The sequence below is a fragment of the Xanthobacter sediminis genome (assembly GCF_043195015.1).
Lineage (GTDB): Bacteria > Pseudomonadota > Alphaproteobacteria > Rhizobiales > Xanthobacteraceae > Xanthobacter.
The window spans coordinates 244,849-260,692 of the sequence record NZ_JBAFWH010000001.1 but is presented as its reverse complement, the minus strand read 5'-3'; the positions used below and the strand labels follow the sequence as shown (position 1 = coordinate 260,692).

At 69.1% G+C, this 15,844-nt stretch carries 8 protein-coding genes; 1 reads left to right on the top strand and 7 read right to left on the bottom strand.

The window, feature by feature from the left end; translation table 11 throughout:
* The first annotated feature begins 29 nt into the window (after positions 1-29).
* Complete coding sequence (locus tag V5F61_RS01020) at positions 30-2,255, top strand: heavy metal translocating P-type ATPase (RefSeq protein ID WP_393987016.1); 2,226 nt, start codon at positions 30-32, stop codon at positions 2,253-2,255.
* A 120-nt stretch (positions 2,256-2,375) separates the two neighbouring features.
* Here V5F61_RS01020 and V5F61_RS01015 read toward each other — a convergent pair whose 3' ends face one another.
* The 7 genes from V5F61_RS01015 to V5F61_RS00985 form a co-directional block, all read right to left on the bottom strand.
* Positions 2,376-4,982, bottom strand: a complete 2,607-nt coding sequence (locus tag V5F61_RS01015; RefSeq protein WP_393987015.1) for a plasma-membrane proton-efflux P-type ATPase — start codon at positions 4,980-4,982, stop codon at positions 2,376-2,378.
* Positions 4,983-5,164: 182 nt separating this feature from the next.
* Positions 5,165-6,415, bottom strand: a complete 1,251-nt coding sequence (locus tag V5F61_RS01010; RefSeq protein WP_393987014.1) for an ArsB/NhaD family transporter — start codon at positions 6,413-6,415, stop codon at positions 5,165-5,167.
* 182 nt (positions 6,416-6,597) lie between these two features.
* The gene (locus V5F61_RS01005; RefSeq protein ID WP_393987013.1) at positions 6,598-7,443 is read right to left on the bottom strand and encodes a polyphosphate kinase 2 family protein; all 846 of its coding nucleotides are present in this window, start codon (positions 7,441-7,443) and stop codon (positions 6,598-6,600) included.
* Between the two features lie 170 nt (positions 7,444-7,613).
* Entirely contained in the window at positions 7,614-10,202 is a 2,589-nt protein-coding gene (locus V5F61_RS01000) for a plasma-membrane proton-efflux P-type ATPase (RefSeq protein WP_393987012.1), read from the bottom strand.
* Between the two features lie 69 nt (positions 10,203-10,271).
* Positions 10,272-11,447, bottom strand: coding sequence for an acetate/propionate family kinase (locus tag V5F61_RS00995; RefSeq protein ID WP_393987011.1), 1,176 nt, complete (start codon positions 11,445-11,447; stop codon positions 10,272-10,274).
* Between the two features lie 61 nt (positions 11,448-11,508).
* A complete protein-coding gene (locus tag V5F61_RS00990) occupies positions 11,509-12,870 on the bottom strand; it encodes a bifunctional enoyl-CoA hydratase/phosphate acetyltransferase (RefSeq protein ID WP_393987010.1) in 1,362 nt (453 codons plus the stop codon).
* A 200-nt stretch (positions 12,871-13,070) separates the two neighbouring features.
* Positions 13,071-15,419 (bottom strand): DUF3141 domain-containing protein, encoded by a 2,349-nt coding sequence (locus V5F61_RS00985; RefSeq protein WP_393987009.1) that lies wholly within the window; start codon positions 15,417-15,419, stop codon positions 13,071-13,073.
* Positions 15,420-15,844 lie beyond the last annotated feature (425 nt).

Here is a 15,844-nt window from a genome sequence, read left to right as displayed (position 1 = left end):
GCCCGGGAGCTGAGGGAAAGGGCTGCATCATGAACGCTCCCATCGTGCAGAGCCGGTTTCGCGTCGCCGGAATGGATTGTGCGTCGTGCGCCGCGAAGATCGACGGCGCCGCCCGGCGCATCGAGGGCATCACCGATGTTTCGGTGTCGGTCACAGCCGGCACCATGACGCTCCACCACGCGCCGGAGGCCGATCTCGCCCGACTGGAGGAGAAGCTGGGCGCGCTCGGCTACACCATCGCGCCGCTCGCGCCCGCCGCCGGCGGCCGGGACGCGCCGCGCGACCATGACCATGGTGATGCCTGCTGCTCCGGCCACGATCATGGCCAGGGCCACGACCACGAGGCCGAGGCCGAGCAGGCGGACCACGGCCACAGCCATGAGGTGATCGACGGCCCGTGGTGGCGCTCGGCGAAAGCGCGGCTCACCATGGCGAGCGGGCTCGCGCTCGGCACCGCCTTCGGAGCCGGCATGCTGCTGCCGCAGCTCGGCACGCCGCTGTTCATCCTCGCCATGCTGGTGGGGCTGGCGCCCGTCGCCCGGCGCGCGTTCGCGGCGGCGCGTGACGGCATGCCCTTCACCATCGAGATGCTCATGACCATCGCCGCCGTGGGCGCGGTGGTCATCGGAGCGGCGGAAGAGGCCGCGGCGGTGGTGTTCCTGTTCCTGGTGGGCGAGCTGCTGGAAGGCGTTGCCGCCGGCCGGGCACGCGCCTCCATCGCCTCCCTCACCGATCTCGTGCCCAAGACCGCCCTGGTGGAGCGCGACGGCGCCACCCGCGAGGTAGGCGCGGACAGCCTCGCCATCGGCGAGATCATCCTGGTGCGGCCGGGCGACCGCATTCCCGCCGACGGCATCATCGTGGCCGGCGAGAGCGCCATCGACGAGGCGCCCGTGACCGGCGAAAGCACCCCCGTGCGCAAGGGCACGGACGCCCCGGTGTTCGCCGGCACCGTCAATGGGGATGCCGCCCTGCGCGTGCAGGTGAGCGCGGCCGCCGCCGACAACACCATCGCCCGCGTGGTGCGCCTGGTGGAGGAAGCGCAGGAGAAGAAGGCCCCCACCGAGCGCTTCATCGACCGCTTCGCGCGCTACTACACCCCGGCCGTACTGGCCATAGGCGCGCTGGTAGCGGTGGTGCCGCCGCTCGCCTTTGGCGCATCCTGGGATGAGTGGGTCTACAAGGGCCTCGCCATCCTGCTCATCGGCTGCCCGTGCGCCCTGGTCATCTCCACTCCGGCCGCCATCGCCGCCGGCCTCTCGGCGGGCGCCCGGCGCGGCCTGCTCATGAAGGGCGGCGCGGTTCTGGAAACATTCCGCAAGGTGAATACCGTCTGCTTCGACAAGACGGGAACCCTCACCGCCGGCAAGCCGCTGGTGACGGACATCGTGCCGCTCGCCCTGCCGAGGGAAGAGGTGCTGCGCCTCGCGGCGGCGCTGGAGACGGGATCGAGCCACCCCCTCGCCCGCGCCATCCTGGAGCGCGCGGCGGCGGACGGCCTCGCCGTGCCGCCGGCCGAGGAGGCGAAGGCGCTCGGCGGCAAGGGCGTGAGCGCGCGGGTGGAAGGCCGCGCCGTGTTCCTCGGCTCGCCCGCGGCGGCGGCGGAGCTGGCGCCGGCCGACGAGGCGGTGGGCCTCGCCGTCGCCACCCTCAACGACGAGGGCAAGACCGTCTCCCTGCTGGTGGTGGACGGGGCGCTGGCCGGCGCCCTCGCCCTGCGCGACGAGCCGCGCCCCGACGCGGCCCAGGCGCTCCAGATGCTGAAGGACCGGCACATCTCCACCCTCATGCTCACCGGCGACAACCGGCGCACGGCGGAGGCGGTCGGCGCGCGCCTCGGCATCGACGTGAAGGCCGAACTGCTGCCCGCCGACAAGCAGCGCATCGTCAGCGAGCTGAAGGCCGCCGGCGCGGTGGTGGCCAAGGTGGGCGACGGCATCAACGATGCCCCGGCCCTCGCCACCGCCGACATCGGCATCGCCATGGGCGGCGGCACCGATGTGGCGCTGGAGACCGCCGACGCGGCGGCCCTCCATGCGCGGGTGCGGGACATTCCCGACATGATCGAGCTTTCCCGCCGCACCATGGGCAACATCCACCAGAACATCGCCATCGCCCTCGGGCTCAAGGCGGTGTTCCTGGTGACCACGGTGGCGGGCATCACCGGCCTGTGGCCGGCCATCATGGCCGACACCGGCGCGACCGTTCTGGTGACGCTGAACGCCCTGCGCCTCCTCTCCTTCCGCCCGGAGTGAGGGCGGCACAGGAGGCACGCCTGCGAAGGGAAAGTGGCAGATGAAAAGCGAAAGGCCGGCGGGGAAACCCGCCGGCCTTTCCGTTTTCCAGCCTGCCGGCCGCCTGCCTGCGGCGCGCCCTCAGCGGCCCGGCACGATGGCGCCGATGGAGGCGTCGATGACGCTGCTCTCGCGGTCGCGGGCATTGACGATGCGGAAATACAGCAGCTTCACTACGTCCATGATGAGCATCCACACCAGGCAGTAGGCCCAGACCACGCCGATCAGCAGCCACGGCAGCGCCGGCATGAACCAGCCAAAGGCGCACATGAGGATGGCGAACACCTGCGTGCCCATCACCGCCGCCAGCACCTGCCAGCTCGGATAGGGCGGCAGGAACAGCGTGCCCTGCACGCGCGAGACGAAGAACAGCAGGTGCCCGCCCGCCGCCAGCTGCAGGAACAGCATGGTCTGCACATGGGACTGGTCCATGGGCAGGATGGCCCTCAGCTCGGGGCTGTGCATCCAGAACATGCCCAGCATCACGATGCCGAAGCTCTGCACCAGCGCCATGATGCCCATGACGGTGGAGAAGGAAATGATACGGTGCATGTTCCACCGCACCGGCTTGTCCTGCACCTTCACGTTGTCATAGGCGATGGTCATGATGGGAATGTCGTCCAGAAGGGCCTGGAAGACGATCATGATCGCGGTCAGCGGCATGAAGTTGTAGACGAGATACGTCAGCACCACGACCAGCATGATGTTGAGCGTCATCGCGATGCGATAGTAGATGTAGCTCGTGATCCGCTCGAAGATCGCCCGCGCCTCCATGATGGCGTGGATGATGGTGGAGAGGCCCGGCGCGGTGAGGATGAGCGCCGCCGCGCTGCGGGCGGCATCGGTGGCGCCGGAGACCGCAACGCCGCAGTCCGCCTGCTTCAGCGCCGGCGCGTCGTTCACGCCGTCACCGGTCATGGCGACGATGTGGCCGCGCTCCTGCAGCGCCTTCACGATCTGGAACTTGTGCTCGGGGAACACGCGACCGAAGCCATCGGCCACCTCCACCGCGCGAGCGGCGTCGATGGCGATGTGCTCGGGGCTCGAATCCTGGCCGAAGACATCGCTGGCCACCAGCAGGCGGTCACCGAGGCCGAGTTGGCGGGAGATCTCGCTGCCGATGGCCACGTCGTCGCCGGTCACCATCTTCACGCTCACGCCCAGGGCCTTGGCGCGGGCGATGGTCTCGGCCGCGTCGGGGCGCGGAGGGTCGAGCATGGGCAGGAGGCCGAGCAGCGTCCACGCCTGGCCGTCCTGCGAGCGGGCGACGCCGAGCGCGCGGGTGCCGCTGCGGGCGAGATTGTCCACGGCGGCGAAGTAATCCTTCGCGCTCTCAGGGGAGAAGCCGCACAGGGCCGCGATCACCTGCGGCGCGCCCTTGGCGTAGTGCACGGTCTCGCCGGCCGGCGTGGTGACGGTCGCTGCGGTCTTCTTGTTCACCGGATCGAAGGGCGTGAAGTCCACCGGCTTGTACTGGTCGAGAAGCTTGGGGTCCTTCACCGCCGCCAGCACCGCCTTGTCGATGGCGTCGTCGCTCTGCTTCTGCGAGGCAAGCGCCGCCCCGAGGATCAGCTCGTCCGGCGCCGCCCCTGCCCAGGGAATGGGCGCCTGCAGGGTGAGCTGGTTCATGGTGAGCGTGCCGGTCTTGTCCGAGCACAGCACGTCCACGCCCGCCAGTTCCTCAATGGCCGACAGGCGCGAGACGATGGCCTGCCGCTTCGACAGCGCCAGCGCGCCGAGTGCCATGGTGACCGACATCACCGCCGGCGTCGCCACCGGCACCGAGGCCACCAGCAGCACCAGCACCAGCTGCACGATGGAGCCGGCGTGCTGCCACTCCCAATGTCCGTCGGCGACCACGTCGCGGTGCACCTGGGCGAGCACCAGCACCAGAGCGAGGATCACCGAGAGCACGATGAGGAAATCGCCCATCTGCAGCACGGCCTTCTCGGCGTGCGACTTGGAGCCGGCGGCAGCCACCAGCTTGGCGGTGCGGCCGAAGAAGGTGTTGTTGCCGGTGGCGGTGACGAGGCCTGTCATGGAGCCCTGGCGCACGATCGACCCGGAATAGCCGCTGTCGCCCACATGCTTGGAGACGGGCAGGGATTCACCCGTCAGCGCCGCCTGGTCCACGGAGAGATACTTGCCGTCAGTCAGGATCACGTCGGCCGGCAGGGTGTCGCCGCCGGCCACGCTCACCACGTCGCCGGGCACCAGATCGGCGGTGTCCACGGTCGCCCACTGGCCGCCGCGCAGCACGCGGGCCTTGAGCGCGAGGCCCTTCTTGAGGGCGGCCAGGGCGCTCGCCGCCTTGCTGTCCTGCCAGAAGCCGACCACGGCGTTGTAGAGCAGCAGGCCCATCACAACGGAGAAATCGGGCCAGTCGAACCGCAGCAGCGAGAGCAGCGCGGCGGCCTCGATCATCCAGGGGATGGGGCCCCAGAAATAGCCCAGCAGCTTCTGCCACCGGCTCTCCTCATGGGCGGCGATGGCGTTGGGCCCGTATTTCTCCTGGCGCGCCTTCACCTCGTCCACGGCGAGGCCCTGCGGCGAGCTGCCGAGCTCCGCGAATTTCGCCGCGATGGCCGCGGCGTCCAGCGGCCCGGAACTGCCGGACGATTTCTCCCCCGATTGCGCCTGCGGCGGCGCTCCCGCGACCGCCGCCGCGGCCACTTCCGTCTGAGACATGTCCACCCCCGTTGTCGCGCGTCGTCAGCCGCGCATGCAACCTATGATGAAACAAGCACATGACCGTTTATTTGACATCCAGCAAAGTCACAGCCGCAAACGTGCGGATCACAGAATAATTGGAGCCTTTCCAGCGCGGCGAAGCCCGCATCGTCTATCCCATCCAGGATCATTACGATGGGTCACATCCCGATGAGCATGATCCAGCCCGCCGCGAGCACCATGCACGCCACAGCCACCGGCACGCCGGCGCGGGCGAACTCGCCGAACGAGATGCGGATGCCGCAGACCGCCGCCTGCTCCACCACGATGATGCCGGCAAGGCTGCCGAACACGATGAGATTGCTGGAGAAGCCGGTGCCCAGCGCCAGCGCCGCGCCGAGCGCGTCGGCGCGAGCAGCACTGCCCCCCGCATCCAGGAACGGCACCAGCAGCATCACCGCCGGATTGTTGCCCACAATGTTGCTGAGCACCCCGGATACGAGGAACAGCGAGAGCGGATTGTTGAGATTGACGCCGGCCTCGCGCATGCCGTCGAGCAGGGTCTGCGGCAGGCCCGTCGCGGCCATGGCCGCATTGACCACGAACAGGCCCATGATGAGCAGCAGCAGGTTGCCGTCCACATGCTTCAGCATGTCGCTCGACGCGATCTGCCGGTTGATGAGGAGCACGCCGGCCGCGCCGAGGGCGATCAGGTCGCGCGGCCAGTCGCTGACCACGAACGCCAGCACCACCAGGAAGGTGGCGACCGCCGCCTTCAGCGTCTCGGCCTTGTCCAGGGACGGCGCGGAAAGGGTGGCGGCCACGGGGTGCTCCCCCTCCCGCTGCGGGGCCGTCCACCGCCCGCGGTAGAGCCACACGACGACGAGCCACACCAGGGGCAGCGAGAGCAGCGCCGGCACCGCCGCCACCATCAGGAAGCCGTTGAACGACAGGCCGAGCTGCTGCGCCGCGATCATGTTCTGCGGGCTGCCGATCAGCGTGCCGGAGGAGCCGGTGTTGGCGGCGAAGCAGAAGGCCAGCAGGAACGGCACCGGGTTCAGCCCCCGCGCCAGCGTGACCGAGACCAGCAGCGGCGTCATGGCCACCACCACCACGTCGTTGGTGAGCACCGCCGAGAGCAGGCCGCCCACCGCGATGAGCACCGCCAGCAGCACGGGGGCGCTGACGGGCAGCATCGCCACCTTCTGCGCGGTCCAGCCATAGAAGCCGGAGACCACGAACGCCGCCGACACCACCATCAACCCGAACAGCATGCCCACCGAGCTGTAGTCGATGGAATCCCAAGCCGCCTTCGCGCTGATGCTGCCGGCCACCATCATGGCCAGCGCGCCGACAATGGCGGCGCCCGTGCGGTCCACCTTGAACCCCGGCAGCTTGCCGAAGCCCATCGCCACATAGACCACGAGGAAGATGAGAAGGGTAATGCCCATAGGCCCCGCCAATGGTGATGGCGGCTCCGGGCCGCACCAAAAGACGCCCGCCCGGGCCCCCGGCGAAGCGCGCACCCGAGGGTGCGCACCCGGCCGGGTGCTCGCGGCGGGCCGACAGTTTCACGATTCGCCGGAGCCCGGAAATGCGGCTCCGGCAGCGGGCGCCCGCTCGGGCGCCGCCCTCAGGCCTTGCCCTTCTCCGCCTGGACGGCCTGATGGTACTCCCGCCGGATCTGGTCGAGATCCACGGTGGGCGCGGGCAGCTTCAGGTTCATCTCGTCCAGCGTCTCCTCAATGACCTTGGAGACCGCGAGATTGCGGAACCACTTGTGGTTGGAAGGAATCACGTACCACGGCGCATGTTTGGTGGAGCACTTCTCCAGCATGTCCTCATAGGCCGCGGTGTACTTGTCCCAGAAGGCGCGCTCCTTGTAGTCGGCGTCCGAGATCTTCCACTGGCGCGCGGGATCATCCAACCGCTGGGCAAAGCGGGCGAGCTGCTCCTCGGGCGTAATGTAGAGGAAGAACTTGAGGATGGTGACGCCGGAGTCGGTCAGCATCTTCTCGAAAACGTTGATGAGGTCGTAGCGCTTGGACCAGACCTCCTGCGGCACCAGATCGTGCACGCGCACCACCAGCACGTCCTCGTAATGGGAGCGGTTGAACACACCCACCTGGCCGAGGCCCGGCGTGTGGGGGTGCACCCGCCACAGGAAGTCGTGCAGGCGCTCCTCCTCGGTGGGCTGCTTGAAGCCCTGCACATAGGTGCCCTGCGGATTCATGGCGGCCATCACATGCCAGCAGGTGCCGTCCTTGCCGGCGGCGTCGATGCCCTGCAGCACCACCAGCAGCGCGTGCTTCTTCTCGCCATAGAGCTTCTGCTGCAGCTCGGCGAGGCGCGCGACGTTCTTGGCAAGGTCCTCCTTGGCGTGCTCGGAGGACGCGTAGTCGCCATGAAAGGCGGCGTCCACGTCCTTCAGCCGAATGCGGGTGCCGGGTTCGACGACGAGCTTCTTGCGCAGGCCCATCCTGCTCTCCTTTTGTGTGACACGCCGCCCCCCGCACCGGAGGGCGACACTGGAAACGGCCCCGCCAGCGAAACCGGACGAGGCCGACTTGGCTCCAACGACTTCAGGGACGCCTTCTCCCTCAGGCGAGGATTGGAAGGCGCCCCGGCTTCACGTCAATGCTGTCGTCATCAGGCCCGCAGCCGCTGCGTGAAGAAGTGGATCGCCCGCAGGCGCGAGGTGGTGCGGTGGCTGACCAGCCGCTCCACCACGATGCGCAGCGCGCTCAGGATGAACGTCCACACCACGCAATAGGCGATGACGACGCCGACCGCTTCCCACGAGATGGCCGGCACGAACCAGCCGTAGGCGCACATGAACATGGCCAGCACCTGGGTGGAGAGCAGCGCCGCCACCAGCGGCATCGCCGGGAACGGCGGCAGGAAGAACCACTTCTCCGAGCGGGTGACGAACAGCAGCAGGTGGCCGCCGGTGACGAGCTGGAGGAACATCACCGTCTGCAGGTGGGTGGTGTCGGCAAGGCCCAGCATCTGCCCGTAGGCCTGCCCCGCGGCGCTGTTGATGGCCCACATGCCGGCCAGCAGCAGCCCGAACGACTGCACCACCGAGAAGAAGCCCAGCGCCGCCGAAACCGAGAGGATGCGTGGCATCTTCCAGCGTATGGGTTGCTGGCTCACCGGCGTGTTGTCGTAGGCGATGGTCATGATCGGGATGTCGTCGAGCAGAGAGATGATGACGATCATGATCGCGGTGAGCGGCTGGAAGCCGAGCAGGATGGTCGAGAGCACCACCAGGAACATGATGTCCATGGTCAGCGCCACGCGGTAGATGGTGTAGGTGGTGATGCGCCCGAAGATGCGGCGCGCCTCGTCGATGGCGCTGTTGATGACCGAGAGGCCCGGCGCCGTGAGGATGAGGGCGGCCGCGCCGCGCGCGGCATCGGTGGCGCCCGAGACCGCCGTGCCGCAATCGGCCTGCTTCAGGGCGGGGGCGTCGTTCACGCCGTCGCCGGTCATGGCGACGATGTGGCCGCGCGCCTGCAGCGATTTGACGATGGCGTACTTGTGCTCCGGGAACACGCGGGCGAAGCCGTCCGCGCGCTCGATGGCGTCGGAGATGCTGGCCGGCACATGGTCCGGGTCCATGTCCTTCGGGAACACGTCGGACGCGGTGAGGATGTTGGTGCCCATGCCGAGCTGGCGGGCGGTCTCGATGGCGATGGCGGTGTCGTCGCCGGTGATCATCTTCACCCGGACGCCCTTGACGCCCACCGCCTCCAGCGTGGCGCGGCTGTCGTCGCGCGGGGGGTCGAACATGGGCAGGATGCCCAGCAGCGACCAGGTCTTGCCGCCGTCCTCCGAACGGGCGACGGCCAGCGCGCGGTTGCCCTTGGCGGCGAGCGCCGCCACCGTGTCGTTCACCTTGGCGGCGATGTCGGCGGCCGGCTTGGCAAGATCCACGATGGCCTGCGGCGCGCCCTTGGCGACGCTGACGAGGTTGCCCTTGGCGTCCTTCACGGTCGCCTCAGTGCGCTTGGTCACCGGATCGAAGGGCACGAAGGCGGTCTGGGTGTAGGTCTTCACCACCGCCGGGTCCTTCAGGCCCTCGATGACGGCGGTGTCGATGGCGTCGTGGTCCTCCGCCCGCGAGGCGAGGGCGCCGGCGAGGATCACGTCCTGCCCGTCGGTGGCGGCGATGAGAATGGGCTCGCCCAGCTTGAGCTGGTTCTTGGTCAGCGTGCCCGTCTTGTCCGAGCACAGCACGTCCACGCCGGCCATCTCCTCGATGGATTCGAGGCGTGAGACGATGGCCTTCTGCTTGGAGAGCGCCAGCGCGCCCAGCGCCATGGTGACCGAGAACACCGCCGGCATGGCCACCGGAATGGAGGCCACCAGCAGGATGAGCACGAACTGGAGGATGCCCAGGGCGTCGTCCCACTTCCAGTCCTGCGCCACCACCGCCTTCTGCCACACCTCGGCGGCCACCAGGATGAGCGCCAGCACCACCGCGACCGCGATGAGGAAGTTGCCGATGTCGAACATGGCCTTCTGGGCGTGGCTCACGGCGCCCGCGCCGGCCACCAGCTTGGCGGTGCGGCCGAAGAAGGTGTTGCCGCCGGTGCCGATGACGACGCCCGCCATCTCGCCCTGCTTCACCACCGAGCCCGAATAGGCCCCGTCGCCCTCCTTCTTCGCCACCGGCAGGGATTCACCGGTGAGCGCGGACTGGTCGATGGCCGCGAAGCCGGCGCCAAACAGGCGCAGGTCCGCCGGCACCACCGCGCCGAGCCGCACCTTCACCACATCGCCGGGCACGAGCTTGGCCGCGTCCACGTTCGCCCACTTGCCGTCGCGCAGGGCGGTGGCCTCGGGCGCGAGGCCCTTCTTCAGCGCCGCCAGCGCGTTGGAGGCCTTGCTGTCCTGCCAGAAATCGAGCGCCGCATTGAACACGAGCAGCGCCGCGATGACCGTGAAATCCTGCCAGTGGCCGAGGATGGCGGAGACTATGGCCGCCGCCTCGATCATGTAGGCGATGGGCCCGGAGAAATAGCCGAACAGCCGCGAGATGAGGCTGCGCTCCTTGGCGACGATGGCGTTGGGCCCGTAGGTTTCGAGGCGCTTCTGCGCCTCCTGCGCGGAAAGGCCCATGTCGGTCTTCACGCCCAGGGTGCGGAAGACCTGGTCCAGCGGCATCTTCTCCAGGTCGGGGCCGGCCTTGGCGGCGGCGTCCTGGCTGGGGGTGGAAGAGGTAGAGGACACGGTGGACTGCTCCTTTCAGCAATGCGGACGCGACATGAGGCGGGCCCGCCGGCGCGGGCCGCCTGCCATTCAGACGTGGGGGACAAGCGCCAGGGTGTGGCGTGCGATCATGAGTTCTTCATCCGTGGGGATGACGAAGGCTGCGGCCGTGCTGTCGGCGGTGGTGATGCGCGGGCCGTTGGCGGCGTTGGCGGCGGGGTCGAGCTTCAGCCCCAGCCACTCCAGGCGCTCCAGCACCCTGGCGCGCACCACGGCGGAGTTCTCGCCGATGCCGGCGGTGAACACGAGGGCATCGAGCCCGCCCAGCAGCGCCGTATAGGCGCCGATGAACTTCACGAGGGCGTAGACGAAATAATCCACCGCCAGCTTTGCCTGTGGATCCCCGCTCTCCTGCAGCACCTTCATGTCGGAGCTGGTGCCGGAGAGGCCGAGGAGGCCGGACTGGCCGTAGAGCGCCTTTTCCAGGGTCTCCCCGGTGTAGGCCTTGGTGCGCAGCAGGTAGAAGATCACATCCGCCGGCACGTCGCCGGAGCGGGTGGCCATGGGCAGGCCGGTGAGGCCGGCGAAGGCCATGGAGGTTTCGATGCTCCTGCCATCCAGCATGGCGCAGACCGAGGCCCCGCCACCGAGGTGGCAGGCGACCACCCGCCGCGCGCCGGGCGCGACCTTCGGCACCTGCCGGCTGATGTAGTCATAGGAGATGCCATGGTAGCCCCAGTGGCGCACGCCGGTGTCGCGGGCCGCCTTCGGCAAGGCATAGACCTGCGCCACCTCGGGCATGGTGCGGTGGAAGGAGGTGTCGAACACCGCCACCTGGGGCAGGCCGGGGAAATCCTCCGCGATCGCCCGCGCCCCGCGCACGTTGTAGGCTTGGTGGGAAGGCTCCATCACCGCGAGCCCGTCCAGATAGTCGAGCACCTCGGGGGTGATGCGCGCCGGCCCGTCGAAGCGGGTGCCGCCCAGCACCACGCGGTGGCCGGCGGAGACCACCTTGATGTTCGCTTCGTGCTGCTCCAGCCATGTGATGATGTAGTTGAGCGCATCCCTGTGGTGCAGCACCTGCCCCTCGCCCCACTCATGGGCGTCGATGGGCTTGCCGTCTGGCTGCTTGGCGACGAAGTGCGGATCGGTGGCCATGCCGTCCACCACGCCGCGGCACAGCAGGGTCACCGACGCATCGGCAGTGTAGGCCGCGAACTTGAGGCTGGTGGACCCGGAGTTCACCACGAGAATGGCGTCGGTCATGGCTCTGTCTGCTCCTGTCTCGGCTTCGGCGCCCTGAGCGCCGCCGGCGCGCGGGCGGGGGTCAGTCGGCGGTGACGGGAAGGATCGCGTCGGGCTCGCGCTTCAGCGCATCGGCGTAGAGCACGGCGGCGGCGGCGGAGAAGCGCCGCGCGGCGGCGCTGTCGGCGCGGCTCGTCAGCATCACCGGCACCCGCGCGCCCACCACCAGGCCGGCGGTCTGGGCATCCGACATGAAGGCGAGGTTCTTGTAGACCATGTTGCCGGCCTCGATGTTCGGCACCAGCAGCACGTCCGCCGCGCCGGCCACGGGCGAGACGATGTGCTTCACCTTCGCCGCCTCGGCGTCCACCGCCGCGTCGAGGTCGAGCGGCCCGTCGACGATGCCGCCCACGATCTGCCGCCGGTCGGCCATCTTGGCGAGGATGGCGCCATCGAGGGTGGCGGCCATCCTGGTGCGCACCATCTCCACCGCCGCCAGCACCGCCACCTTGGGCGTCTCCACCCCCAGCGCCCGCGCGAAGCCGATGGCGTTCTGGCAGATGTCCCGCTTCTGGTCGGTGTCGGGCGCGATGTTGAGGGCGACATCCGTCACCACCACCCGGCGGGCATAGGTGGGCACCGACATCATGGCGCAATGGCTCAGCAGCCGGCCGGTGCGCAGGCCCGCCTCCTTCTGCACTACCGCATGCAGCAGCACGTCGGTGTGGAGGCTGCCCTTCATGAGCGCTCCCACCTCCCCCGCCCCGGCGGCCGCGGCGGCCTTGGCGGCGGATTCCTCCTCGTTCGCCGTGGAGACGATGCGCGCGCCCGAGAGGTCGAGCCCGCCCACCGCCGCGATGCGACGGATCTCCGCCTCCGGCCCGAACAGGACCGGCAGGATGAGGCCCGCGGCCGCCGCGTCGAGCGCGCCCTCGATGGCGTCGAGGCTCAGGGGATGCACCACCGCGGTGGGCATAGGCTTCAGGCCCCGGCAGCGCTCCAGCAGCCCCTCCAGGCGATGCTCCGGCACATCCACCTTCACCGCCGTGGCGGGGGTCGAAACCGTGATCTGCGCCGTGGCGACGAGGCTTCCGCCCGGTCCGGAGAGGCGGCCGTCGAGCACCAGGGCACGCTCGCCCGCCCGCGTCTCGCGCACGGTGAGGGCAACGGTGAGCGGCACGTCCGTGGGCAGGGGGCCGGCGACATCGACCGTGCTCGACCGGATAGATGCGCCCGGCCCAGGCAGGGCCGAGCCCACCAGCGCAGCGAACAGCGATGCGGCGACCCCGGCCGCCGCCTGCCCCGCGCCCGCGCCGGCCACCAGCCCGGCGTCGCCGAAAGCGCTGGCCCAGGCGCGAAGATCCCCCGCCCGCACGGTGCGCTCGGCCGAGGCGGCATCGCCCGGCTTGATGTCCTCGAACAGGCGGTTCGCGATGATCGGCATCGAACGCGTCCTCCGTGCTGGAAGGTAGAAACGGAAATGCGGTGCCAACCCTTCGGCGGGCAGGCGAGGAGGAGGCACCCGGATCGCCCTCCCGCGGGGCCGGTGCCGGCACGCGTGAAGAAAGGCCTGGGCCGACTGAAGCCGGAGGATCGGCAAGCGCGGGGCGCGCGGAGGGGCTTCCCCGCGCGCCGCCCGCGCCCTCAGTGGGTGGCGGAGCCGATCTGTCGGATGCTGTCCGGCGCGGCGTTGTCGGCCGCGAGGGTCAGCGCCGGGGCCTTGGGCACCGCCACGGAGAGGAGAGCGGCGAGCCGCTCCACCCGCTGCCGCTCCGCGAGCGTGTAGGAGCCATCGGCAGCGGCGATGGCCGCCACCACATTGGTCAGCTCCTGGCGCTGCGCGGGATCGCTAACCATGCCGGCGATCGCCTCCACCGCCGCCTCCCGCTCCAGCAGCAGGATGTAGAACTGCTCGCGGACGAGGGCTTTGAACTCCTCCAGGGAGAGCTGTGTCAGGCGCTTCCTGGCATCGTTCAGGGAACGCGCCACGTTCTCGTCCATGGTGCGGATCGCAGAGATGACGTAGAGCGCCGCGCGCACCAGCGCCGCATTGAAGCCGCCTTCGGCCGTGCGCGCGCGGAACTCCTCGATCCTGCGGGCGCGGAAGGCCTCCTTCTGCGGGCTGTTGGCGGGGAGCTGGCGCACCTTCTCGTCGATGTTGAGGCCCAGCACGCCCTGCAGCACCGGCGAGCCGTAGATGGCGAAGAAGGCCTTCTCCACCCACTGGTCGCGCGCGTCGCGGAAGGCATCGAGGCTGGTGTTGATCTGGTCGGAGATGAGCTTCTCCGCCACCAGGAAGGGGTTGGTGGGCGCCGCCGCCCTGCGCGTCTTGGCCACCTCCTCCGCCGCCTTGGCCACCCCCTTCATGAAGGGGTTGGTATCCGCGAAAACGGTGTAGCTCGTCCGCAGCGGGTTCGCCTTGAACATCAGCTCGGCGAGCTGAGGCGTGGCGAGCGCGCGCACCGTGGGCTGAAGGAAGGTACGGTAGAGGGAGTGGTTGATCTCCGAGAGCCGGCGCACGGCGGCGAAGGCGCGGTCATCCTCCACGCTGTTGCGACCGTAGGCGCGGATGTCGTCGAGCGAGCGTGCCTCGAAGCAGCTGTGCCAGGGGGTCTTGCCCTCCGCACCCTCGGCCTTCAGCTCGGCCTCGGTGGCGGGCTCGATCACCAGCTCGTAGAGGCCGGGCGGCAGGCAGTCGATGAGGTCCATCAGGCGGACCATCTCCTCATCTTCCTTCGCGCCCACCTTGGAGGACACGAAGATGGCGAGATGCCCCACCTTCTGGTTCATGCAGTAGACGATGGTGCGCCCCTCGGCGCGGATGTCGTCCACGTCCTTGTAGAGATCGAGGATCCAGCCCAGCGTCTGCGGCGGGGGGGAGATGTTGTCGCCCTCGGAGGTGAACACGATCACCGGCGAGGCGATGTTGCGCAGGTCGAACACCTCGCCGCCGGTGGAGCGCACCTCGTTGCGGGTGAGCTTGTCGCCGATGAACAGCTCGTCCACCAGGAACTGGATCTCGTCACCGTTGAGGGTGATGAAGTCGCCCCACCACTTCTCGAACTCGAGATAGCGCGCGCCGCCGGTGTCGATGCTGGAATAGACGTCGTATTGCTTGCCCCACAGCCAGTTGGCGGGGTTCAGGTTATCGAAGTTCAGGATCAGCCAGGTGCCGTCGAACTTGCCCTTGCCGAGGTCGCTGACCAAAGCGGTGAGCCAGGAGCCGCCCAGCAGGCCGCCGGAATAGCGCATGGGGTTCTTGCCGTGCACGCCCTGCCAGTAGGATATGGGCGAGCCCGCCACCATGCAGGGGCCGAACAGGTCCGGCCGCAGCATGGCCACCATCAGCGTCTGGTAGCCGGCCTGGCAGTTGCCGATGGCGAAGGGGCGCGGCGCCTCCGGGTGCATCTCCACGATGCGCTCGAAGAAGGAGACCTGCCCTTCCACCACGTCGAGGAAGGTCTGCCCCGGCTCCGGCTGCGCCGCAAAGCCGATGAAATAGACCGGGTGTCCGTTGCGCAGCGCCTCGCCGATCTCGCTCTCGGTCTTGAAGCCGCCGATGCCGGGCCCCTGCCCGGCCCGCGGGTCCACCACCACCACCGGGCGCTTGCGCGGGTCCACCTCCACGCCGGCCGGCGGCACGATGCGCGACAGCGCGTAATTGATGGGCCGCGGCAGGGCGCGCCCGCTCACCAGCACCTCATGCCCGAAGGTGAGCACGGTCGCCTGCGGACGGGAGGTGATCTCCTCCTGCTCGTTGCCGCGCTGGCGCAGGAGGTCCAGGAACAGCACCGAGCGCTGCCAGGAATCCAGCAGATACTCGCCGAGCGGGCCACCTGCCGCACCCGCGGCGGGCCACCAGGGGGATGCACCCGCTGCGGAAGCGGCGGCTGGGCTCGCCCCGAGGACCTTCGCCCATGGCAACGGGGCCGCGCCCCAGGCGCGCGGATCAAGGAACGGCGACGGGGTGGAGGTGGTGGATTCGCTGCTCATGGATACCTCGCTCAGCTCGACCCGGCCGATGCCCACGCGCGCAAGCCAGACTGCCAGCACCCGTGATGCGTTGCACTCTCGCAGAAGCACAACTGAAACCACAACTCTTGCCGGTCAAGCCCGTATCTCTACGTGCTCGATGATTTCGGAAAGGGAGCACCACTCGCCCCGGAGGCACCGCCCCGATTTCCGGCAACGGCAGTTCCGCTGCCCGCGCTCCACAGAGCGCGACGCACTCCCGCCATCCTCGCGCACGACGAAGCCGTCAACGAAACCTCAGCCGCGAGCACCGCCTCATCCGCGAGCGAGAGAACTTGGGACACTAAACGCCAGGAAGCGCGCGCCCGCCCCGTGCACAGGGGCATTGTTCTGGCGGCTGCACTTCACGATGACTATTCATGCTACCGCACATTTCATGACGTCTT